This window comes from Microbacterium sp. NPDC087665, assembly GCF_044743285.1.
Classification (GTDB): Bacteria; Actinomycetota; Actinomycetes; order Actinomycetales; family Microbacteriaceae; genus Microbacterium.
Map to the genome: position 1 here is coordinate 435,567 of NZ_JBIUWD010000004.1, position 21,516 is coordinate 457,082.

At 68.0% G+C, this 21,516-nt stretch carries 18 protein-coding genes; 11 read left to right on the forward strand and 7 right to left on the reverse strand.

The genetic code is table 11. The annotated features are described in order from the left end of the window. The first annotated feature begins 67 nt into the window (after positions 1 to 67). From ACIOSY_RS11980 to ACIOSY_RS12005, 6 genes are all read left to right on the forward strand, one after another. Positions 68 to 1,051, forward strand: coding sequence for an ABC transporter permease (locus ACIOSY_RS11980; RefSeq protein WP_400853454.1), 984 nt, complete (start codon positions 68 to 70; stop codon positions 1,049 to 1,051). Between the two features lie 3 nt (positions 1,052 to 1,054). After that, a complete protein-coding gene (locus tag ACIOSY_RS11985) occupies positions 1,055 to 1,987 on the forward strand; it encodes an ABC transporter permease (protein ID WP_400853456.1) in 933 nt (310 codons plus the stop codon). Beyond that, a complete protein-coding gene (locus ACIOSY_RS11990) occupies positions 1,984 to 4,053 on the forward strand; it encodes a dipeptide ABC transporter ATP-binding protein (protein WP_400853458.1) in 2,070 nt (689 codons plus the stop codon). The genes ACIOSY_RS11985 and ACIOSY_RS11990 overlap by 4 nt, the downstream gene beginning before the upstream one ends. Positions 4,054 to 4,143: 90 nt before the next feature. Continuing rightward, positions 4,144 to 5,850, forward strand: a complete 1,707-nt coding sequence (locus ACIOSY_RS11995) for an ABC transporter family substrate-binding protein (protein WP_400853460.1) — start codon at positions 4,144 to 4,146, stop codon at positions 5,848 to 5,850. 166 nt (positions 5,851 to 6,016) lie between these two features. Next, positions 6,017 to 6,202 carry a hypothetical protein gene (locus ACIOSY_RS12000; RefSeq protein WP_400853462.1) on the forward strand — a complete coding sequence of 62 codons (186 nt, stop codon included), beginning with the start codon at positions 6,017 to 6,019 and terminating at the stop codon, positions 6,200 to 6,202. 95 nt (positions 6,203 to 6,297) lie between these two features. Continuing rightward, positions 6,298 to 7,032 (forward strand): alpha/beta fold hydrolase, encoded by a 735-nt coding sequence (locus ACIOSY_RS12005; protein ID WP_400853464.1) that lies wholly within the window; start codon positions 6,298 to 6,300, stop codon positions 7,030 to 7,032. Here ACIOSY_RS12005 and ACIOSY_RS12010 read toward each other — a convergent pair. Further along, positions 7,027 to 8,259 carry an MFS transporter gene (locus ACIOSY_RS12010; protein WP_400853466.1) on the reverse strand — a complete coding sequence of 411 codons (1,233 nt, stop codon included), beginning with the start codon at positions 8,257 to 8,259 and terminating at the stop codon, positions 7,027 to 7,029. The two genes, ACIOSY_RS12005 and ACIOSY_RS12010, sit on opposite strands and share 6 nt — an antisense overlap. After that, positions 8,256 to 9,683, reverse strand: coding sequence for a GH1 family beta-glucosidase (locus ACIOSY_RS12015; RefSeq protein ID WP_400853468.1), 1,428 nt, complete (start codon positions 9,681 to 9,683; stop codon positions 8,256 to 8,258). The genes ACIOSY_RS12010 and ACIOSY_RS12015 overlap by 4 nt, the downstream gene beginning before the upstream one ends. Before the next feature lie 254 nt (positions 9,684 to 9,937). Between ACIOSY_RS12015 and rpsT the strand changes: the two genes are divergently transcribed. Beyond that, positions 9,938 to 10,198, forward strand: coding sequence for a 30S ribosomal protein S20 (gene rpsT / locus ACIOSY_RS12020; RefSeq protein ID WP_400853470.1), 261 nt, complete (start codon positions 9,938 to 9,940; stop codon positions 10,196 to 10,198). A gap of 121 nt (positions 10,199 to 10,319) precedes the next feature. Here the strand turns inward: rpsT and holA are convergent, their stop codons facing one another. Next, positions 10,320 to 11,357 (reverse strand): DNA polymerase III subunit delta, encoded by a 1,038-nt coding sequence (gene holA / locus ACIOSY_RS12025; RefSeq protein WP_400853472.1) that lies wholly within the window; start codon positions 11,355 to 11,357, stop codon positions 10,320 to 10,322. 103 nt (positions 11,358 to 11,460) lie between these two features. On the opposite strand from holA, the gene ACIOSY_RS12030 reads away from it, so the two are divergent. Further along, positions 11,461 to 11,787: a hypothetical protein gene (locus ACIOSY_RS12030; RefSeq protein WP_400853474.1), complete on the forward strand. Its 327-nt coding sequence runs from the start codon at positions 11,461 to 11,463 to the stop codon at positions 11,785 to 11,787. A gap of 31 nt (positions 11,788 to 11,818) precedes the next feature. Here the strand turns inward: ACIOSY_RS12030 and ACIOSY_RS12035 are convergent, their stop codons facing one another. From ACIOSY_RS12035 to ACIOSY_RS12050, 4 genes are all read right to left on the reverse strand, one after another. After that, positions 11,819 to 14,182 (reverse strand): ComEC/Rec2 family competence protein, encoded by a 2,364-nt coding sequence (locus tag ACIOSY_RS12035; RefSeq protein WP_400853476.1) that lies wholly within the window; start codon positions 14,180 to 14,182, stop codon positions 11,819 to 11,821. Continuing rightward, positions 14,179 to 14,781, reverse strand: a complete 603-nt coding sequence (locus ACIOSY_RS12040) for a helix-hairpin-helix domain-containing protein (protein ID WP_400853478.1) — start codon at positions 14,779 to 14,781, stop codon at positions 14,179 to 14,181. Before ACIOSY_RS12040 ends, ACIOSY_RS12035 begins: the two co-directional genes overlap by 4 nt. A gap of 158 nt (positions 14,782 to 14,939) precedes the next feature. After that, positions 14,940 to 17,513, reverse strand: coding sequence for a leucine--tRNA ligase (gene leuS, locus ACIOSY_RS12045; RefSeq protein ID WP_400853843.1), 2,574 nt, complete (start codon positions 17,511 to 17,513; stop codon positions 14,940 to 14,942). 34 nt (positions 17,514 to 17,547) lie between these two features. After that, a complete protein-coding gene (locus tag ACIOSY_RS12050) occupies positions 17,548 to 18,888 on the reverse strand; it encodes an anthranilate synthase component I family protein (RefSeq protein WP_400853480.1) in 1,341 nt (446 codons plus the stop codon). A gap of 41 nt (positions 18,889 to 18,929) precedes the next feature. On the opposite strand from ACIOSY_RS12050, the gene ACIOSY_RS12055 reads away from it, so the two are divergent. The 3 genes from ACIOSY_RS12055 to ACIOSY_RS12065 are packed head-to-tail and all read left to right on the forward strand — an operon-like array spanning position 18,930 to position 21,514. Continuing rightward, complete coding sequence (locus tag ACIOSY_RS12055) at positions 18,930 to 19,622, forward strand: DedA family protein (protein ID WP_400853482.1); 693 nt, start codon at positions 18,930 to 18,932, stop codon at positions 19,620 to 19,622. 4 nt (positions 19,623 to 19,626) lie between these two features. After that, a complete protein-coding gene (locus ACIOSY_RS12060; RefSeq protein WP_400853484.1) occupies positions 19,627 to 20,652 on the forward strand; it encodes an App1 family protein in 1,026 nt (341 codons plus the stop codon). 1 nt (position 20,653) lies between these two features. After that, positions 20,654 to 21,514 (forward strand): 3-methyladenine DNA glycosylase, encoded by an 861-nt coding sequence (locus ACIOSY_RS12065; RefSeq protein WP_400853486.1) that lies wholly within the window; start codon positions 20,654 to 20,656, stop codon positions 21,512 to 21,514. The last annotated feature ends 2 nt before the right edge of the window (positions 21,515 to 21,516 follow it).

The following is a 21,516-nucleotide window of genomic DNA, read 5'->3' on the forward strand; positions in this document are numbered from 1 at the left end:
TGAAGCACGTTGATCAGAGCCGTACCGGCGATCCCGTTCGGCTCTGATGAAGAGAGAGATACCGACCTTGATCAAGTACCTGCTGCGTCGAGCATTGGGCTGGCTGCTCATGATCGTCGTGGCGACGAACCTCACGTACTTCCTCGCCTGGCTCTATCTGAACCCGCGAAGCAACTACGTCGGCCGTCGCCCCCCGCTCAACGAGGAGCAGATCCAAGCGCTGCTCCGTCCGCGCAACCTCGATCCGACCGTGCCGCTGCTCGAGCGCTGGTGGACCTGGTTCAGCAACATCATCTTCCACTGGAACTGGGGCATGAGTCCCAACGGCGACTCGGTCAACGAGCAGGTCGCGTACCGGGTCTGGGTGAGTGCGGAACTCGTGCTCGGCGCCACCATCCTGTTCACCGTGCTCGGCATCGCGCTCGGCGTCTACACCGCCTCCCGGCAGTACAAGCTCGCCGACCGCATCGGGCAGGCGACATCGATCATCACGATGAACATCCCGATCGTGGTGGCATCCCTCGGCATCGTGCTCCTCGCGATCCAGGCCAACAACGCCACCGGCACGAGGATCTTCTTCGTCACGGGGGCCGCGAGTCCCGGCGTGACCGGGTTCTTCCCCGTGCTGATAGACGCGGCACAACACCTCATACTCCCCACCATCGCGTTGATCCTCGTCAGCTACGCCGGCATCCATTTCCTGCAGCGCTCCCTGCTGCTCGACAACATCAACGCCGACTACGTGCGCACGGCGCGGGCCAAGGGGCTCACGAAGTCGCAGGCCGTCCGCCGCCATGCGCTGCGCACCTCGCTGATCCCGGTCACGACCCAGGTGGCGTTCTCCATCCCGGCCGTCTTCACCGGCGCGGTGCTGACCGAATCGATCTTCGGGTGGAACGGCATGGGCAAGTACTTCACACAGACGATCGCGACGAACGACGTGCACGGTGTCGTGGCCGTCGCGGCCTTCGGCGCCGTCATGACCGCGATCGGCGCCGTCCTCTCGGACATCGCCGTCGTCATCCTCGATCCACGAGTGCGGGTGAGCTGAACCATGAGCATCGCAGACCTCTCCGATCCCCTCCGCCACGGAGACGATCCGCCCGCCACGCCGGTGCGGACGCCCCGCAAGCGGATGTCGAAGTTCGAACTGTACGGACGCCGATTCCTCCGCAACCGCGGTGCCGTCGGCGGCGCGGTGATCTTCATCGTCATCGTGCTCTTCGCCGTGCTCGGACCGCTCTTCCAGCAGTACGACCACGTCGAGCTCGACTTCCTCGCGCTCACGCAGCCGCCATCGGCCCAGCACTGGTTCGGCACCAACGGCGCCGGCAACGACCTCTACGCCCAGGTGGTCGTCGGCCTGCAGCGCTCGCTGATGATCGCCCTCGCGGTATCGATCGGCACGACGATCCTCTCCGCCCTCATCGGGGCCGGCGCCGCCTACTTCGGCGGCACGTTCGAGCGCGGCGTCCTCGTCGTCATCCACTTCCTCATGGTCGTGCCGACGTTCCTCATCCTCGCGATGATCTCCAACAGCGCCGGAGGTGACTGGCGGATCATCGCGGTCATCATGATCGCGATCAACTGGTTCTTCCCCGCGCGGGTGATCTGGACGCTGTCGCTCTCGCTGCGCGAGCGCGAGTACATCTCCGCAGCCCGGTACATGGGAGTCCCGGGATACAAGATCGTGCTGCGGCACATGCTCCCCAACATCGGTTCACTGCTGGTGATCAACTTCACCCTCGGCGTCGTCGGAGCCGTGCAGACCGAGACGAGCCTGTCGTTCCTCGGCTTCGGCGTGAAGGCGCCGGATGTCTCGCTCGGATCACTGATCGGGTCGGGATCCGCCACGATCACCAGCGCCCCCTGGCTGTTCTACTTCCCCGCCGCGGCGCTCACCCTGCTCACCATCTCGATGGCGTTGATCGCAGACGGCCTGCGCGATGCCCTCGATCCCACCTCTGCTGCGGGAGGCCGCGCATGACCGCTCCCATCCTCTCCGTCCGCGATCTGAAGGTCAGCTTCCCCTCGGAGGCCGGACGTGTCGACGCCGTCCGCGGCATCTCCTTCGATCTGGAGGCCGGACGCACGCTCAGCATCGTCGGCGAGTCCGGTTCCGGCAAATCCGTCACCTCGCTCGCCATCATGGGCCTCCTCACCGAGAACGCGAAGGTCAGCGGATCGATCGTCTTCGACGGTCAGGAACTGATCGGCAAGACGGATGCTCAGCTCTCGATGATCCGTGGGAACGGCCTGTCGATGGTGTTCCAGGATCCGCTCACGTCGCTCACGCCCGTCTACACGATCGGCGATCAGCTGGTCGAGGCGCTCACCGTGCACAAGAGCCTCGGCAAGCGCGAGGCTCAGGCCCGGGCGATCGAACTGCTGCGCCTGGTCGGCATCCCCAACCCGGAGCGCCGCCTGAAGGCCTTCCCTCACGAGTTCTCGGGTGGGATGCGCCAGCGCGTCGTGATCGCGATCGCGATGGCGAACAATCCGAAGCTGATCATCGCCGACGAGCCGACCACCGCTCTCGACGTCACCATCCAGGCGCAGATCCTCGATCTGCTCGGCACCGCGCAGCGCGAGACCGGCGCCGCCGTGATCCTGATCACCCACGACATGGGCGTGGTCGCGAAGACCGCCGACGACGTGCTCGTGATGTACGCAGGGCGCGCCGTGGAACAGGCCCCGGTGCGCGAGCTCTTCCACCACACGCGGATGCCGTACTCGATCGGTCTGCTCGGAGCGATGCCCCGCGTCGACAAGGGCGAGAAGGTGCCGCTGATCCCGATCCACGGCAACCCGCCGCTGCTGATCGATCTGCCGGATGCGTGCCCGTTCGCGGCCCGCTGCCCCATCGTGATGGACGCGTGCCGCACGAGGGAGCCAGATCTCCTGCCCGTGCATACGGGTACCGCCACGGGCACCGCCGGCGAGCATCGCGCCGCGTGTATCCGCGCGACGGACATCGACGACGACGGACGGATCGGCGGACTCCCCGTCTACCCCGTTCCCCCGATCCCGGAGAGCGCCCTGACGCGCACTCCCCGCGAGGAACGACCGGTCGCGCTCGAGGTCACGAACCTCACGAAGACCTTCCCGCTGCTCAAGGGAGCGTTCGTCAAGCGCCGTGTCGGTTCGGTGCACGCCGTCAAGGGCGTCAGCTTCGACGTGCGCCAGGGCGAGACGATGGCGATCGTCGGCGAGTCCGGGAGCGGCAAGTCCACGACGCTGCTGCAGATCATGGACTTCGTCGCGCAGGAGAACGGCGACATCCGCATCGGAGGGAAGAGCGTCGCCGACGTGCGGCGCGGCGCGGAAGAGCGCCACCTGCGACGCGACATCCAGATCGTCTTCCAGGACCCGATGGGCGCGCTCGACCCCCGCATGACGGTCGCCGACATCATCGCCGAGCCGCTGCACGCCATCGGCATCAAGCGCGACGAGGCCGATAACCGCGTCGACGAGCTGATGGACCTCGTCGGTCTCGACCCCGCGCACTCCGATCGATTCCCCGGGGCGTTCTCGGGCGGTCAACGTCAACGCATCGGAATCGCCCGCGCGCTGGCGACGAACCCCAAGATCGTCGTGCTCGACGAGCCGGTCTCGGCGCTCGACGTCTCGATCCAGGCCGGCGTCATCAACCTGCTCGACGAGCTCAAGGTGAAACTCGGCATCTCCTACCTGTTCGTCGCGCACGACCTCGCGGTGGTGCGACACATCGCCGATCGCGTCGCCGTCATGTACCTCGGGGCATTCGTCGAAGAGGGCGACGTCGACAGCGTGTTCGACGATCCGCAGCATCCGTACACGCAGGCGCTGCTGTCGGCGATCCCCGTGCCCGACCCCGACATCGAACGCGCCCGAGAGCGCATCGTGCTCTCGGGCGACCTGCCGAGCCCGACGGAAGAGGTGCGCGGATGCGCCTTCGTCAGTCGCTGCCCGCTCTACCAGACGCTCGGCGAGGCGGAGCGAGCACGCTGCGAGGGCGAAGTGCCCGCACTCACGGGCGTTCCTTCTCACCGGAACGCCTGCCATTTCCGATAACGGTTAACAACGATTAATCGACATGATCGAAGTCGAAGATTAGCCTTCCCCCATCCCCCAAGCCGACACGGCAACAGAAGGAGTAAGACCATGAAAAGGCATCAGAAGCTGCTGGGCGCACTCGCCCTCAGCGGCGCCCTCGCACTCGTCATGAGCGGATGTGCAGCGGGCGGCGATGGCGGCGGCACCGACAACGGCGGCGAGAAGGAGACCGTGACCGGCGCGGACTACAACCCGCAGCCCCGCGAGAACCTCAAAGAGAGCGGCGTGGTCACGTTCCCCATCGGCGAGATCACCCCGCAGATGAATGCCAACCACTCCGACGCCACGGTCGACACCGCGACGCTCTGGGAGTGGTACAACCCCCAGACCATCCTCATGACGCCGGACGGCGAGGCGTACGCCAACCCGAACTACCTCGAGGACTGGACCACCGAGGTCAAGGACGACAAGACCGTCGTCACCTTCACGATCAACCCGAAGGCCGTCTGGAACGACGGATCGCCGATCGACTGGACCTCGTACGAGCAGACTTGGAAGGCGCTCCGCTCCACCGATGAGGGCTACGTCCCCAGCTCCACCGACGGCTACTCGCTCATCGAGAGCGTCGAACAGGGCAAGGACGACCGTCAGGCCGTCGTCACCTTCAAGCAGGTGTACCCGTGGACGAACGGCCTCTTCTGGCACATCGTCAACCCCAACGTGAACACCCCGGAGCTCTTCAACGAGGGCTACCTCAACGAAGCCCACCCGGAGTGGGGCGCAGGCCCTTACGAGATGACCGAGTTCGACCCCAAGGGCGGCACCGTCATCTTCGAGCCGAACCCGGACTGGTGGGGCGACAAGCCGCTGCTCGACACCGTGACGTTCCGTCAGCTCGACGACACCGCCGAGATCAACGCCTTCAAGGCCGGCGAGATCAACATGGCCGCGACCGGAACCGCCGACCGCCTCGCGCAGGTCGCCGACATGGACGACGTCGTCACCTACAAGGCACAGCGCACGTCGAACAACCTCATGCAGCTGAACGCCGAGCGCCCGCAGCTCGCAGACATCAAGGTCCGCGAAGCGATCATGAAGGCGATCGACCGCGAACAGCTCAAGGAGGTCGTCTGGAACGGCCTGGACTACACCGAGGAGCCGGCCGGCTCGCTGATGCTCTTCCCGTTCCAGGACGGCTACGTCGACTCGCTCAGCGAAGCCGGCTGGAAGTTCTCCGATGACGACGCGAACGCTCTCCTCGACGAGGCGGGCTGGGTCGCCGGCAGCGACGGCATCCGTGAGAAGGACGGCGTCAAGCTGGCCGTCACCCTCCCGGTCTTCGGTGACGACCCGATCGTCGAGACCCGCGGCAAGGTCATCCAGGCCCAGCTCAAGGCGATCGGCGTCGACGTGACCGTCGACGTGCGTCCGACGTCGGAGTTCTCCACGACGATCACGACGAAGGACTGGGACATCGTTCTCATGGGCTTCTCGTCGAGCGACCCGTACGGCTTCGCGTACTTCTGCCAGGTGTACTGCTCCGACAGCGGCCTGAACCTCTCGGCGACCGGTACCCCGGAACTCGACGAGAAGATCTCGGCCGTCGCCGACCTTCCCACCGCGGAAGAGCAGATCGCCGAGGGCGCCAAGGTCGAGACCGAACTGATCAAGGCCACGTGGGGCATCCTTCCGCTCTACTCCGGTCCCGAGATCCGCACGGTCTCCAAGGGCCTCGCCAACCTCACGCCCGAGACCTACACGGGTCTCGACCTCTTCGGGCTCCTGCCCGTCGAGAACGTGGGCTGGGAGAAGTAATTCCCTTTCCTGAAGCGGGGTCGGTGGTCTTCCACCGGCCCCGCTTTTCGTTCCTGCCGGCATCGTGATCAGACATCTCGCCCACGCCGGACCCCCTTTCGAGACGCGTGGAGGATTGTTATGGTCTTCGGACCACGATGAAACAGTCCAATGGAGGGTGGTCATCATGAAGAAGAAGACAACGGGAAAGAACGTCATCGTCGGCCTCTTCGCAGCGCTGATGCTGACGCTCGGCTCGGCGGTCCCCGCCGGTGCGGTGATCGATATCGCGCCCCCGGGCGATGGCGGAGGCGGCGGCGGCGGTGCCGGCGGCTGGCCGATCAAGTGCATCAAGTACTGCTCGCCTCGTTGATTCGCAGCAGCGCCGTGAAGCGGGCCGGTGGGTGACCACCGGCCCGCTTTGGGGTCTGCGGGGTGTATTCAGGATCGTCGCTCTAGTGTGGGGGCGTGAGCGCTCAGATCGTCTTCGTCCATGGCATCCGCACGTCGGCCACCATGTGGCGGTCGCAACGCGAGTACCTCGATGAGCGCGGCATGTCCTACACCGCGGTTGATCTCCCCGGTCACGGAACCCGGATCGATGAGGACTACTCACTGCAGGAGGCTCTGCACACCATCGATGTCGCCGTGCGCGCTGCGGCTGAGAAGGGGCCTGTGCTGCTCGTCGGTCACTCGCTGGGCGGGCTCCTGTGCCTGGCCTACGCGGGCAGCGGCGAGGCCGCCCCGCTCGCGGGCCTGGTCGCTGCTTCGTGCACGGCACTCCCCGCCGGAGCCGGCCTCGCGGCCTACCGTCTCATCACCCGCATGACCTACATGCTGCCGGATCAGGGCATGTGGATCTCGCGTCGCATGCTCGCCGCGACCATTCCGCCCGAGACGCGGCTCGACTTCGGGGCCGGAGGCTACGCGCTCGACGTGCAGGATGAGGTGCTGAAGAGTCTCTCTGCCCTCGATCTCGCGTCGGCCGTGGCGAGGATCGACGCGCCGCTCTGGTTCGTGAACGGGCAGTACGACCAGCTGCGCCGCAACGAGCGTCTGTTCTGCCGGCTCGCTCCGCATGCCGAACTCATCATGGTGCCGCGCACCACGCACCTCGTGACCGCGATGCGTCCGCAGATCTTCAACGCCGTTCTGCAGCTCGCCGTCGCGACGCTCGAGAGCGACGTCGCAGCGCGATCATGACGACTGCGGCTGAGGCTTCGGCTGCCGCGCCATCGCGGTGAGCACCCCGCCCACCACCGACAGCACCGCGGCGGCGACGAAGACCAGCCAGAAGCCGCCGACGAGGGCCACGAGCCCCGCACCGAGCACGGGCCCGATCAGCTGACCGAGCGCCGCCGTGACGTTCACGATGCCGAGGTCTCGGGCGTGGTCCCGCTCGGTCGGGAGCAGATCTGCGGCGAAGGCGAGCCCGACGGTCGAGAACGCTCCGTACCCGACGCCCATCAGGGCGGCCGCGACCATCGTCATCTCGAACGTCGGAACCAGTGCGATCGCCACCCCCGAGGTTGCCTGCACGAACGTGGCGATCACCGCGAGACCTCGCCGGTTGCCCGTGCGATCCGACCAGATGCCGGTGAGAACGGATGCCGCCACCACGAACACGGTGTAGACGACGATGAGCAGCAGCAGGTTGTCCTGCGCGACGGTCGACGGCTGCCCGAGACCGTGCAACAGGAAGAAGAGGAACAGTGCTGTGCCGAGGGCGTTACCGATGTTGGTCACGAGACGACCCGAGAGCATCCAGGCGAAGTCGCGATCACGCAGGGACTCCCAGCGTCGGGACGCCGTGCGCCCGGCGCGCACCTCAAGCGCGCTGGGCGGGTCGGGAAGCATCAGGGCGGATGCCGTGCCCACCACCGCGATGATCGCGGCGAGCAGCAGATACCCGGCACGCACGTCGAGGCCGAGCAGCACCACCAGTCCCACACCCAGGACGATTCCGACGGCCTGACTCGATCCCACGGCGGCGGATGCTGCACCCCGCTGCGTCGAGGGGAGCTGATCGGCGATCAGCGCAGTGAAGGCGGCCGATGACACGGCGACGCCGATGGACACGCCCACCCAGGCAGCGCCCACCGCCCAAGGACCCGAGGTGAAGCCCGTGACGACGAGGAAGACTGCGGTCGTCCACACTCCTCCCAGGGCCCACGGGCGGCGACGCCCGCGGCCCGATCGGCCACGATCGGACAGGGCGCCCGCGAGCGGGCCGGCGATGATGCCCGCCAGCCCGCCGATCCCGAGCACGAGTCCCGACGACACCACGCCCGTGATCCAGTCGTCCTCCGGTGTATCCAGCTGAAGCGGAAGGAGCAACTGCACCGGTGTGAGCTGCACGGTCCAGATCGCGAGCCACGCGAGCGTGAACACCGACATCCACCGCACGCCGACCTTCGTCGTCGAATTCATCGTGTGCTCTCCCCCGCTGTCTGCCCGGATCCTGCTGCCTGCCCGAATCCTGCTGTTTGGCCGGATCCTGCTGTTTGGCCGGATCGCGATCGGGCGATGGCGTCTCGATACCAGTTGTAGGAAGCCTTCGGGGTGCGCTCCCCCGTCGCGAAGTCGACGTGCACGAGGCCGAAGCGCTGCGTGTACCCGTCGGCCCACTCCCAGTTGTCGAGGAGCGACCACACGGTGTACTCCTGCACCGGGACGCCGGCGCTGATCGCCTCGCCGATGGCGGCGATATGCCCGGCGAGATAGTCGATCCGGTCGTGATCATCGATGTACGCGGCGGTGTCCGGTTCGGGGAACGATGCCCCGTTCTCGCCGATGATCACGGGCGGCATCTGCGGATGCCGCCCGTGCAGGTCGATCAGCAGGTCACGCAGAGCGTCCGGCATGATCGGCCATTCCTCGCCGAATCCGGTGACCGGAACTCCCGGAGTCGGCACGATGTCGAACGGGATCGGGCTGGCCGCATCGGCGGCCGTGACCGTCGTCGGGTTGTAGAAGTTGATGCCGTAGAAGTCGATCGATCCGCCGATCGCTGCGAGGTCACCGTCTCGCACCGGCATCGGCGACAGGCCCAGAGCCTCGAGATCGGGATAGGCACCGCCGAGGAGCGGCTCGCTGAAGACCCGGTTGTGCAGGACGTCGTAGATGCTCGCTGCCATGACATCTGCGTCCGACTCGCTCCGGGGAAGAACGCGCGTGTGGTTGTTGACCAACCCGACCTGCGTCGCGCCCCGCGCACGTAAGGCGTCGGCGGCGTGCGCGTGGGCCAACAGCTGATGATGCACCGTGGGGAGCGCATCGAACAGCAACTGCTTTCCCGGCGCGAGCGCACCGGTGGCGTAGCCCTGCAGCGTCGTCATCGCCGGCTCGTTCAACGTGTACCAGTCGCGCACCCGGTCACCCAGGCGGTCGGAGACGACCGCCGCGTAGTCGGTGAACCGCTCCGCCGTGTCCCGCCGGAGCCAGCCCCCGTCCGCCTCCACCGCACTCGGCAGCTCCCAGTGGTAGAGCGTGGGAAAGGGCGTGACACCGGCCTCGAGCAGCGCGTCGACGAATCTGGAGTAGTGATCGAGCGCGGCCGTGTTCCCTCGTCCTCGACCGTCGGGTTGCACCCGCGCCCAGGGGATAGAGAACCTGTAGCGGTCGACGCCGAGCTCCGCGACGAGCGCGACGTCGGAATCCGGCTGACGATAGCTGTTGCACGCGGGATCGGCGGTCGACCCGTCTCTGACAGCGCTCGGTCGCTCGAGGAAGTCGTCCCAGATGGATCGCCCTCCCCCGTCATCGGCGCGGGCTCCTTCGATCTGGAAGGCGGAGGTCGCGACAGACCAGCGCAGGTGGGCGGGTAGGGCGGAACCGAGGGAGGGGGAACTCATAGCGCTCCTTGACGTCGACGTCGGGTAGTGCTGATTCTGCACCCAGTACCGCGCCGAGCGCGACGGAGTCCCGCGATTTGATGCCGTGTCGACGGCGCGCGCGCCGCAATGCACGCTCGTTTCGCGGGATTCGGCCGACTGCTGGTAGAGTTGGCTCTTGGCTTGCGTGTGGGTTCTACCCTCACGACCGTCGTGCAGCAGCCCTCTTCTGCTGCCGGCACTCTCAATCACTCCTGTACAGAAAGCGTCCACACGTGGCAAACATCAAGTCGCAGATCAAGCGCAACAAGACCAACGAGAAGGCTCACGAGCGCAACAAGGCCGTGAAGAGCGAGCTCAAGACTCTCGTTCGCCAGACCAAGGCAGCCGTCGCCGCAGGCGACAAGGCAGCTGCTGAGGCCACCTTCAAGAAGGCAGCCGTCAAGCTCGACAAGGCTGTCAGCAAGGGTGTCCTGCACAAGAACCAGGCGTCGAACCGCAAGTCGGCCATCGCCAAGTCGGTCGCCGCTCTCTGAGTCGCACCGTCTGAGAAAGGCCCGTCCCGTTCGCGGGGCGGGCCTTCTTCGTTTCCACGGTGACGTGGGAGTTCTCGCCTCGTCGCCCGGCATACCGAACGACGAGCTTCGCTGCGGTCGGTCAGCCGCCGAACGGTTCGCGCGTGGCGATGACCGTGACCATGCGCTCGAGGGCGAACACCGGGTCACGGGAGGCGCCTTTGACCTCGGCGTCAGCGCGGGCCGTCGCCTGGATCGCCATGCCGAGGGAGCGTTCGTTCCATCCGGCGAGGTCGCGACGAGCTCGGTCGACCTGCCAGTCCTTCATGCCCAGGCGCTGAGCGAGCTGACGGCTGGACTCGCGGTTGCCCGCCACCCGCGCCATGCCGCGCAGCTTCATCGCGAACGCTGCCACCATCGGCACCGGATCGGCACCCGAGGCCAGTGCGTGGCGCAGCGCGATCAGGGCCTCGCCGTAGCGGCCGGCGATGGCGGTGTCGGCGACGACGAAGGCGGAGACCTCGACGCGTCCGCCGTAGTACTTGGTGACGATCTCGTCGGTGATATCGCCCTCGACATCGCCGATCAACTGCTGGCAGGCGGCGGCGAGTTCGGTGAGGTCATCGGCGAAGGCGGATACGAGCGCGCGCAACGCCGAGGGAAGGATGCGTCTCTTCGCCGCGCGGAACTCGCCAGCCGCGAAGTCGACGCGGTCGCTGTCTCGTTTGATCGCCGGGCAGGCGATCTCGATGCCGCCGCCTGTGCCGGCGCGCAGCGCGTCGAGCAGCTTCTTGCCCCGGACGCTCGCGCCGGTATGCCGCAGCACGACCGTCGCTCCCTCCTGGGGCTGCTCGAGGTACGAGACCGCTTCGTTCAAGAACGCGTCGGAGCATTTCTCGACTCCGGACACGCGCACCAGGCGCGGCTCGCCGAACAACGACGGTGAGGTGAGGGCCAGGAGCGTGCCGGGCGAGTAATCGTCGGCACGGACGTCGCTCACCTCGAGCGCTGGATCTTCGGTGCGCAGATACTGTCGCACCCCGGCGATCGCGCGCTCCGCGCAGACCTCTTCCGGGCCCGAGACCAGCACCACCGGAGCCGGCCGCGGCTCGCGCCACGACACCTGCGGGATCTTCGCGGACTTCGCAGCAGTGCGGGAGGAGGATCGCGGGGCTGCCATGATCCCAGCCTACTGGGGGCCGCCGACATCGGTTCGCGTGTGCCCGCGCCGTCCGGGCAGCGGTCGTGGGCATGGTCGATAGTGTGCGGTGGGAGGCACATCGATGGCAGAGGCAACGAACGAGGCTCAGCAGAAGACAGACGTATCCGTCTGGGGCATCGTGCTCTGGATGTTCACGGGCCTGCTGTGGTGGATCTACGAGATCGTCGCCTGGGGGCTGATGCTCGCCGGTTCGATCTTCTTCGTCGCGGCGGTGTCCTCCGTACCCGGATCGGGCGGGGAGGACTTCCCCGGCCTCGTCCTCGTTCTCAGCGTCGCGTCCGCCGCGGTCGGTGCGACGATGGCATTCGTGCGCAGCAGACTCCGGCGGGTGAGCTTCTGGCGAACGATGCCGTTCGTACCGGACGTCCCGTGGGCATCCGCAACCTGACCTCCGCCGATTCATCGATTCTTCGTGCTTCTCAGGATCCGCCGACATCGGTCTCTGTCCACACCTGCAGTTCATCGCCGTTCGTGCCGAGCAACACCCGGCCCTGACGATCGGTGCGCAGCACGTGCGCTCCCGTCGCCTCGAGCAGAGCGAGTGTCTCCGCGCGCGGGTGGCCGTAGTCGTTGTCGACACCGGCGCTGAACACGGCCACCGTCGGATGCAGGGCCTCGTAGAGACCCGGATCCTGATCGGCGCTGCCGTGGTGCGCGACCTTGACCACGGCGAACGGCCCGGTGAGGCGCGAGGTACGCAGCAGCATCCGTTGCGCGGCGGCCGAGAGATCGCCGAGGAAGAGCGATCGTGGCACGCCCCCACCCTCGAATTCCACAACCACGCTGGCATCGTTGCCCGCCGGGAACGCCGCCGAGTCACGCTGCGGCCACAGCACTCTCCATGTCGCCTCGCCGAGCGTGCCGTGCAGCCCTGTGATGGCCGGGGTGAGCGCGGCACCGCCCTCGCGGAGGTGCGCGAGGAGGCGCTCGTCGTCGGTCTCCCCCGCCGGCCCGTGCAAAACGGTACCGACTCGGCCCTGCACGGCCTCAACTCCCCCGACGTGGTCGAGGTCGAAGTGGGTGAGCACCAGCAGATCGATGCGGTCGATGGCCAGTGACCTCAGACACTCGTCGAGAGCACCGGGATCGGGGCCGGTATCGATCAGTGCCACTTTTCCCGCCGAGCGGACGAGAAGGGCGTCGCCCTGCCCGACGTCGCACGCGGCGATCGACCATCCGTCCGGCGCCGACAGTCGTGCGAGCGGGCCCGCGAGCACGAGATGCGCCGTGCCCAGCGACAGCGCGACGATGAGCACGGTTGACGACACTCGATGCGCCCACACCGCGAGCACCACCGAGCGTCGACTCCGTCGTGCCGGGTCGATACGTGCTCTCACGCCGCACACGACGACGCCGAGGCAACCGCTGAGCACGGCGACGAGCAGAGCGCTGCCGATCCCGGGCACGAGGGCGACCTGCGCGAGGGGCAGCCGCGCGCTGACCGTCGCACAGGTCGCGATCCACGCAGCCGGCAGCCAGGCCGAGGCTGTCAGCAGGTCGGCGAGGAACGGAACCGGGCCTGCGAGACAAGCGAGGAGTCCTACCACCGTCGCCACGGGCGCTGCAGGACCCGCGAGCAGATTCGCGGCGATCCCGACCAGGGACTGCTGCTCGGCGAACAGCGCGATGATCGGGCCGCATGCCAGCTGGGCGGCGAGCGGCACCGAGATCGCCACGGCCAGGGGTTGCGGCATCCACCGGGCGAGACCTCGCGCGAGCGGTGGTCCGAGCAGGATGAGCGCGCCGGATGCGGCGACGGACAGCGCGAAGCCGGCGGTCGTCGCCATCCACGGATCGGCGATCAGGATGCCCACGGTGCAGAGAGCGAGCATGCCGGCCCCGGCACTCGGCCTCCCCAGCAGGATCGTCAGCATCGCCACCCCGGCCATCACCGAGGCCCGGATAACGCTGGGCTCGGGCGTCACGAGCACGACGAAGCCAGCAAGAGCCGCTCCCGCGAGCACGACGCGCGCGCGGCGCCCTCCGCCGCACAGCGCGGTCAGCCAGAAGACCGCGCCCACCACGATCGCGCAGTTCGCGCCGCTGACCGCGGTGAGATGGCTGAGCCCGCTCGTGCGCATGTCATCGTTCAGCGCGGTCGACACGGCTCGGGTGTCCCCGACCGCGAGCCCGGGAAGCAGGCCGGCCCCGGGATCGGGAAGCCGAACCGAGCGTGCGATGAAGTCGTGGCGAATGCCGGCAGCGACGGCGAAGACGCCCTCCGCCGAGCGCTCGACCGCCGACTCGTCGGCGAACATGATGAGCGCCGATCGCTCCCCCGGGTCGGTGGCCAGAGCCTGCCCTTTCACTCGAACCGTCGCACCGAGGTCGAACCCGTCGGCCGGCTCGATACCGACCCGCACCGGCACCGAAAGAGGCGTCGCCGCGCCGGGTGGCCCGATCCCCTGCGTCTGCACCTCGAACCACAGCCTGCCGTCCTGCCCGATCGATGCCGACGACGCGACCTCGCCGACGATCTCCACGATCCGCCCATCGGAAGCGGCGGCCGAGTCACGCGCGGGCGTTGCCAGAGCCACAGTGAGCGCCGCAGCGGCAGCCGCCGCGAGCATCACCGCGACCAGCCCGCCGCGTCCGACACTCCGCCGATCATCAAGGCCATCGCGAGACCGGTCGCGCACCACCATCACCGCGAGCAGCACGGCGGCGACGATCGCGCAGATCAGGCCGCTCGTCCATGCGGCCTCCGGCCAGCACACGCAGACCAGCGCCGAAACCCACACGACCCCTGCCAGCGGCAACAGGCGAAAATCGCGGCGCTTCATACCCGCGCGCCGTCGCGAATGCCCTCGAGCAGCTTCTCGCCGATGCCCGGAACCGCCAGCAGATCATCGACCGACTGGAATCGCCCGTTCTCGTCACGCCACGCGATGATGCGCTCGGCCAGGGCGGGGCCGATGCGCGGCAACGTCTCGAGCGCGGCCTGATCGGCGGTGTTGAGGTCGACGCGGTCATCACTCGGCGCCGCAGCGCCCGGCGACTCGCCCCGTGCTCCGACCACGGGCACGACGATCTGCTCGCCGTCGGTGAGCACGCGCGCCAGGTTGACCGCCGCGAGGTCGGCGTCGGGCGTCGTCCCGCCCGCCGCCGCGATGGCATCGACGAGCCGCGCGTCGAGGTCGAGCACGTACAACCCCGGGCTCTCGACAGCCCCCAGCACGTGCACGTACAGCTCGCCGCTCGGCGCGGGAGAGGTCGTCCCCGCGTCGACCAACGGCACCGACTCGGCGGGCGCCGCCTGCCCTCGCAGGATGCCGAGCCCGACGGCCGCCGAGAGCACCACGAGTGCCAGCACCACGGCCGCTCCGATACTCAGGCGCAGGCGGCGCGGAGCGGCGGGCGGTACGGGGTCCTGTGGCGTCACCCGGCAAAGCTAAAGCGCGGGCGAACGACCGGATGATGCGTGAAACGCGCCCGGTGGAGAACGGCGTGAACGCCAACGCAGTGCAGGCGGAGTGCAGGGCGGTGCAGACGGGGTGGCCCTTCCCGCCGGACGCATCGAAGCATCCGGCGGGCGGGGACTCAGCCCTTGACGACGATGCTGACGATCTTGGGAGCCCGCACGATGACCTTCACGATCTCCTTGTCGCCGACGGCGCGGATGACGCGCTCGTCGGCGCGCGCGAGGGCTTCGAGCTCGGTCTCGCCGATGCGCGCCGAGACCTCGAGCTGCGCCCGCACCTTGCCGTTGATCTGCACGACGGCGGTGACCGAGTCCTCGACGAGCAGCACCGGGTTGGCGGACCGCCAGGTCACGAGGCCGACGGACGGCTCGTGACCGAGCACCTCCCACATCTCCTCCGCGGTGTGCGGGGCGATGAGGTCGAGCATCACGGCGACGGTCTCGGCGGCTTCGCGCACAGCGGGATCGGCTGCGCCGGCACCACTGTCGATCGTCTTGCGGATGGCGTTGACGAGCTCCATCAAGCGCGCGACGAGCACGTTGAACTTCGTCTGCTCGACGAGGCCAGGGGCCTCGGAGAGCAGCTTGTGCGTGGCGCGGCGCAGAGCCGCGTCACCGCCGTCGAAGATCACGTCGACGGGGCTCGCGACCTCACGGGCGACGCGCATGGCGCGCGCGAGGAACTTCTGCGCACCCGTCGTCGAGACGTCTGCCCAGTCCTTATCGTCTTCCACGGGACCTGCGAAGGCCAGGCCCACGCGCAGCGCGTCGGCACCGTGCGCCTCTAGCTCCTGTTCGAACAGCACCAGGTTGCCCTTGCTCTTCGACATCTTCGTGCCGTTGAGGATGACCATTCCCTGGTTGATGAGGTTGGAGAACGGCTCGGTGAAGTCGATCAAGCCCATGTCGAACAGAACCTTGGTGATGAAGCGCGCATACAGCAGGTGCAGGATCGCGTGCTCCACCCCACCGATGTACGAGTCGACCGGCGCCCAACGCGCGGCCTGCGCCGGATCGAAGGCGACCGTGTCGCTCTGGGGCGAGAGGAAGCGCAGGAAGTACCACGAGCTGTCGACGAAGGTGTCCATCGTGTCGGGGTCGCGCAGCACCGGATCGCCTGTGGCGGGGTCGACCGTGCGCACCCAGGACTCGGCTCCACCCAGCGGCGAGGTGCCCTTGGGCGACAGATCGAGACCTTCGACGCTCGGCAGACGCACGGGCAGCTGATCTTCGGGCACCGGGATGATGCTGCCGTCTTCGGCGTGCAGCATCGGGATCGGCGTGCCCCAGAAGCGCTGACGAGAGATCAACCAGTCGCGCAGTCGGTAGTTCTTCGCCGCGCGACCGGTGCCCCGCGTCTCGAGCTGCTCGATGGCGCGCGCGATCGCGTTGCGCTTGGAGAGGCCGTTCAGTTCGCCGGAGTTGATCATGCGGCCTTCGCCGGTGAGGGCGATGCCGGTGACGGACGGATGCTGGTCGTCGACGTTGCCCGTGTCGATCGGCACGCCGTCTTCGTCGACCTCGATGATGGGCATCGCGCCCGTGATCGGGGCCGTCGTGTCGACGACGATCTTGATCGGCAGGTCGAATGCCCGCGCGAAGTCGAGGTCGCGCTGGTCGTGCGCGGGAACCGCCATGACCGCGCCGTGCCCGTAATCGGCCAGCACGTAGTCGGCCGCCCAGACGGGCAGCTTCTCACCGGTGACCGGGTTGATCGCGTAACGCTCGAGGAACACACCCGTCTTGGGGCGATCCGTCGCCTGGCGGGCGATGTCGGTCTCCTTCTGCACCTGCTCGAGGTACGTCTGGAAGCGCGCGCGCACCTCGGCGGGAGCATCCGCCGCCAGCTCGGACGCCAGGTCGGAGTCCGGAGCCACGACGAAGAACGTCGCGCCGTGCAGCGTGTCAGGGCGCGTCGAGAATACCGTCACGGGCTCGTCGCGGCCTTCGATCACGAAGTCGACGTCGGCGCCGACCGAACGGCCGATCCAGTTGCGCTGCATCTGCAGCACCTTGTGCGGCCAGAAGCCCTCGAGCTGGTTGAGGTCGTCGAGCAGGCGGTCGGCGTAGTCAGTGATGCGGAAGTACCACTGCGTCAGCTTCTTCTTGATGACCTCGTGGCCGCAACGTTCGCAACGACCGTCGACGACCTGCTCGTTGGCGAGCACCGTCTGGTCGTTGGGGCACCAGTTCACGGCGCTCTTCTTGCGGTACGCGAGACCGCGCTCGTGCAGCTTCAGGAACAGCCACTGGTTCCAGCGGTAGTACTCGGGGTCGGAGGTGTGCAGCACGCGCGACCAGTCGAACGAGACGCCGTACGACTGGAAGGCGCTCTTCTGCTGCGCGATGTTCTGGTAGGTCCACTCGCGCGGGTCTGCACCGCGACGGATCGCGGCGTTCTCGGCCGGCAGACCGAAGGAATCCCACCCGATGGGGTTCAGGACGTTGTGCCCGCGGTGACGCCAGAAGCGCGCCACGATGTCGGAGTAGAGGTAGTTCTCGGCGTGCCCCATGTGCAGATCGCCGGAGGGGTACGGGAACATCGCGAGGACGTAGCGGCGGGGACGGGTGTCGTCATCGCCACCGGTGAGGAACGTGCCGTTCTCCGCCCAGTACTTCTGCCATTTGGCCTGGATGTCGTGCGCCGACGACGTCTCGTCGTCGGCAGGAGCGGCGGACAGGTTCTCAGACAACGAACGCACGACCAATCTGAAGGGAAAATCGGGATCAGTTCAGGATATCGGAACCCCAGGGCACGGGCAGGACGGCACCGAGTGCCGCGAGCGGTGCGCGCGCCTTGGTCGCGACTTCGGCTACCTCGTCCGCAGCCTCCGATCCCCACGTGATGCCGCCGCCGGCGCCCACGAAGGCGGTCGCTCCTTCGATCACGATGCTGCGGATCACCATGGCGAGATCGATCTCGCCGTCGATGCCGATGTAGCCGAAGCATCCGGCGTAGATCCCGCGCGGGCCGCCTTCGAGCGCGTGCAGTCGCGACATCGCCGACAGCTTCGGAGCCCCCGTCATGCTCCCCGCCGGGAACGTCGCATCGAACAGGTCGCCCACGGTCGTCCCCGTCGAAGCCGTGCCGCGGACCGTGCTCACGAGCTGGTGCACCGCGGGGTAGCTCTCGACGGTCCAGAGCCCGTCGACACGGATGGAGCCGGGCTCGCACACCCGCGAGAGGTCGTTGCGCATGAGATCGACGATCATCACGTTCTCCGCGCGCTCCTTGCGACTCGCCCTCAGCTCTGCGGCGAGCGCGGCATCCTGCACGCCGTCGGATCCGCGGGGGCGCGTGCCCTTGATGGGCCGGGTGGTGATCGCTCCTCCGGAGACACGGAGGAACTGCTCCGGGCTCGCGCTGAGGAGTGCTCGGCCCGCGATACGGATGAAGCCGCCGTGGTGGGCTGGTGTGGCGCCTCTCAGGCGGCGGTACACGGCCACGGCGTCGTGATGCCCCTCGACGGTGAATCGCATGGTGAGGCAGAGCTGGTAGGCGATCCCGGCGCGGATGAGATCGCGGCAGCGTTCGATCAACCGCTCGTATTCAGCCGGGTCGTGCCGCGCCTGGGCGATGACGACTCCGTTCGGTTGCGTTCCGGAGGTCGGCAGGGCGGATGCTCCGACCGGCGTCGCGTCCAGGGTCTCCTGCCACGCGTCGAGGTCGGCGGCGGCGGCGAGCGCCCAGACGCGTCGCCGGGCGTGGTCGAACGCGGCGACCCGGGTCGCTCGCAGCCACGTCGGGTCGGACTCCCCGTGCGGCCCGGCCACGGGAGAACCCGCGGCGGCGGCACCGCTCTCGTAGTCGCGCCATCCGATCCATCCCCCGCGGAAGGGTGGGTATGCATCGTCGTCGGTGCTCTCTCCGACGGGCGGTGTCCCGAGTGCGACCTCCCGGGGAAGGGACGAGGCCGCTGTTCCCACGCCGACGAAGCTCCACCCGTCACGGGCGTCAGAGCCCGCGTCGAGCCAGAAGACGTCGTCCGACGACGATTCCAGCAGACGGAAGACTTCGAAGGGGTCGCACCACGAATCCAGCGGACGAGCGCTCAGAAGGTGGGGCACCTTTCCAGCCTAGAACCTGCACCCTCCCGTATTCTCAAGGTGTGGACGACCTCTTGATCTGGCTGCTCGGATTCATCGAGTCCATCGATCCGGTCGCCCGCACTCTGATCGCCGGCCTCGCGGTCATGCTCGAGACCAGCGTGCTGGTCGGGCTCGTCGTGCCGGGCGACACCATCGTGATCATCGCGTCGCTCGGGGTCGACGGTCCGGTCGAGGCGACCGCGATGGTCGTCGCCGTCGTCATCGGCGCACTGATCGGAGAGAGCATCGGGTTCGCGCTGGGCCGCTGGCTCGGCCCGCGCATCCGCACATCGTGGCTCGGTCGCCGCATCGGCGAGAAGAACTGGGTGCGCGCGGAGCGGTATCTCGCACGCCGTGGCGGCATCGCGATCTTCCTCTCGCGCTTCCTCCCCGTTCTCCACTCCCTGGTTCCCCTGACCGTCGGCATGAGCGGGTACCGCTACCGGCGCTTCCTCGCCTGGACAGCGCCCGCGTGCGTGCTGTGGGCCATCGCCTACGTCAGCGTCACCTCCCTGGCGGCTGGCAGCTTCCGGGAGATGGTCGACCAGGTGCACTACGCGGGCTACATCTTCGTCGGTGTCATCGCGCTCTTCCTCCTGCTGGTGTTCGTCGGCAAGAAGGTGCTCGAGCGGGTCGAGGCGCGCCACATCGACGCCCACGACGCTCAGCTCGATGCGCACGACACGCAGTCGGAAGCAGACGTGAAAGACTGAGCCAATGGCTTCCGCACCCCCGGCGCCCCGGATCCACTGGTTCGCCCGACTCGAGCACCGCCTTCACGTATGGCGTGAAGGGCGTGCGCGCCGCCGCGGGCGCTCCGCGACGATCCTGCCGTTCCCCGGTTACGGGGGCCCGGGCTGGGTGCGTGTCGTCGGCCGCGTTCTCATCGTCCCCCCGCAGCGTCGGGGCAAAGACGGCGAACCGACGAGCGTGCGCGGCTGGCGAAGCTTCGTCGGCATCCCGGTGAGCTTCGCCACCGTGAAGGTGCACATCGGTGACTCGGTGCACGAGATCGTCGCCGACCGCGGCGGTGTGGTCGATGCCGTCGTGCACACCACGCTCGAGCCCGGATGGCAGACCTTCCTGATCTCGACCGAGGGACAGGACCCCATCGAGGCGACGGCCTTCATCGTCGCGGATTCGACGACGTTCGGAGTCGTGTCCGATGTCGACGACACCGTGATGGTGACGGCGCTCCCCCGCCCCTTCATCGCATTCTGGAACTCCTTCGTGCTCGATGAGCATGCCCGCATCCCGGTTCCGGGGATGAGCGTGCTCCTCGATCAACTGCTGCGACAGCATCCCGGCGCCCCGATGGTCTACCTCTCCACCGGCGCCTGGAACATCGCACCCACGCTCCGCCGCTTCCTCGGACGCCACCTCTTCCCCGCGGGCTCCATGCTGCTCACCGACTGGGGCCCCACCCACGACCGCTGGTTCCGCAGTGGCCGGGAGCACAAGCTCACCAACCTCCGTCGGCTCGCCACCGAGTTCCCGCACGTGAAGTGGCTGCTTCTGGGCGATGACGGCCAGCACGACGAGTCGATCTACTCGGAGTTCCTCGACGAGCATCCCGAATCCGTCGCCGGAGTCGCCATCCGTCGTCTGCTGCCCGCCGAGGCCGTGCTCGCCGGTGGACGTGCCGGCAAGGAACCGCACTCCGAGCACGTCGCGCCGTGGGTGAGCGCCGAAGACGGCGCCGGTCTGCGCGATCTTCTCGGCGAAGCCGGCATCCTGCACTGACATGTCGGTGACCCGGGCGGACTGGACCCTCCGCGAGCGCGCGCACCAGGAGCGCGCCGACGCGCTCACGCACGAGCACCGTGCACGCGCGGCGGCGGGTGAGAAGCATCCGGTCTGGGACTTCCTCTTCAGCTACTACTCGTACAAGCCCGCCCAGCTGCGTCGTTGGCATGCGGGCGCTGGCATGGAGCTCGAAGACGCTCCTGAGCGCGCGTCCTGGCGGTGGTACGCCCCCGGCCGTACCGAGGGCGGGGTCGTCGCCGACGCGGCGGCATTCGGCAGCGAGAAGGCCGAGCTCGCGGGTCTGATCGAGCGGATGCTGCGCCGCACCGCTTCGCGTCCCGGGCAGTTCGGCTGCTTCGGTCTGCACGAATGGGCGATGGTCTACCAGGCCGATGAGCACCGGCATGCGGTTCCGCTGCGGCTCGGACAGGCGGGAACGGATGCCGTCGTCGAGGCGCACGACCTGCGCTGCACCCACTTCGACGCCTTCCGGTTCTTCACCCCCGAGGCGGTCCCGCGCAACCGCACGCCGCTGACCCGCGACGACCAGCCCCTGTTCGAGCAGCCCGGGTGCCTGCACGCCGGCATGGACCTGTACAAGTGGGCGATCAAGCTCGGCCCTCTGGTCCCCGGAGAGCTGTTGCTCGACACCTTCGAGCTGGCCCGCGACATCCGCCTGCTCGATATGCAGGCCGCGCCCTACGACCTGCGGGCGTGGGATGTCGTTCCGGTCGCGATCGAGACGACCGAGGGCAAAGCCGAGTACGTGCGGCGGCAACGGGTGTTCGCCGACCGCGGTGCCGAACTGCGGGCCGCCCTGCTGCGTGCGTGGCGGGGCGACGCGGTTCTCGCCGCCTGAAC

Bases quoted from the DNA above. Each gene is read 5' to 3' on its own strand.
- ACIOSY_RS12060 (WP_400853484.1), top strand. From the start codon at position 19,627: ATGGCTTCCGCACCCCCGGCGCCCCGGATCCACTGGTTCGCCCGACTC.
- ACIOSY_RS11985 (WP_400853456.1), top strand. From the start codon at position 1,055: ATGAGCATCGCAGACCTCTCCGATCCCCTCCGCCACGGAGACGATCCG.
- ACIOSY_RS12035 (WP_400853476.1), bottom strand. From the start codon at position 14,182: ATGAAGCGCCGCGATTTTCGCCTGTTGCCGCTGGCAGGGGTCGTGTGG.
- holA (WP_400853472.1), bottom strand. From the start codon at position 11,357: ATGGCAGCCCCGCGATCCTCCTCCCGCACTGCTGCGAAGTCCGCGAAG.
- ACIOSY_RS12030 (WP_400853474.1), top strand. From the start codon at position 11,461: ATGGCAGAGGCAACGAACGAGGCTCAGCAGAAGACAGACGTATCCGTC.
- ACIOSY_RS12015 (WP_400853468.1), bottom strand. From the start codon at position 9,683: ATGAGTTCCCCCTCCCTCGGTTCCGCCCTACCCGCCCACCTGCGCTGG.
- ACIOSY_RS12000 (WP_400853462.1), top strand. From the start codon at position 6,017: ATGAAGAAGAAGACAACGGGAAAGAACGTCATCGTCGGCCTCTTCGCA.
- ACIOSY_RS12065 (WP_400853486.1), top strand. From the start codon at position 20,654: ATGTCGGTGACCCGGGCGGACTGGACCCTCCGCGAGCGCGCGCACCAG.
- ACIOSY_RS12010 (WP_400853466.1), bottom strand. From the start codon at position 8,259: ATGAATTCGACGACGAAGGTCGGCGTGCGGTGGATGTCGGTGTTCACG.
- ACIOSY_RS11995 (WP_400853460.1), top strand. From the start codon at position 4,144: ATGAAAAGGCATCAGAAGCTGCTGGGCGCACTCGCCCTCAGCGGCGCC.
- ACIOSY_RS11990 (WP_400853458.1), top strand. From the start codon at position 1,984: ATGACCGCTCCCATCCTCTCCGTCCGCGATCTGAAGGTCAGCTTCCCC.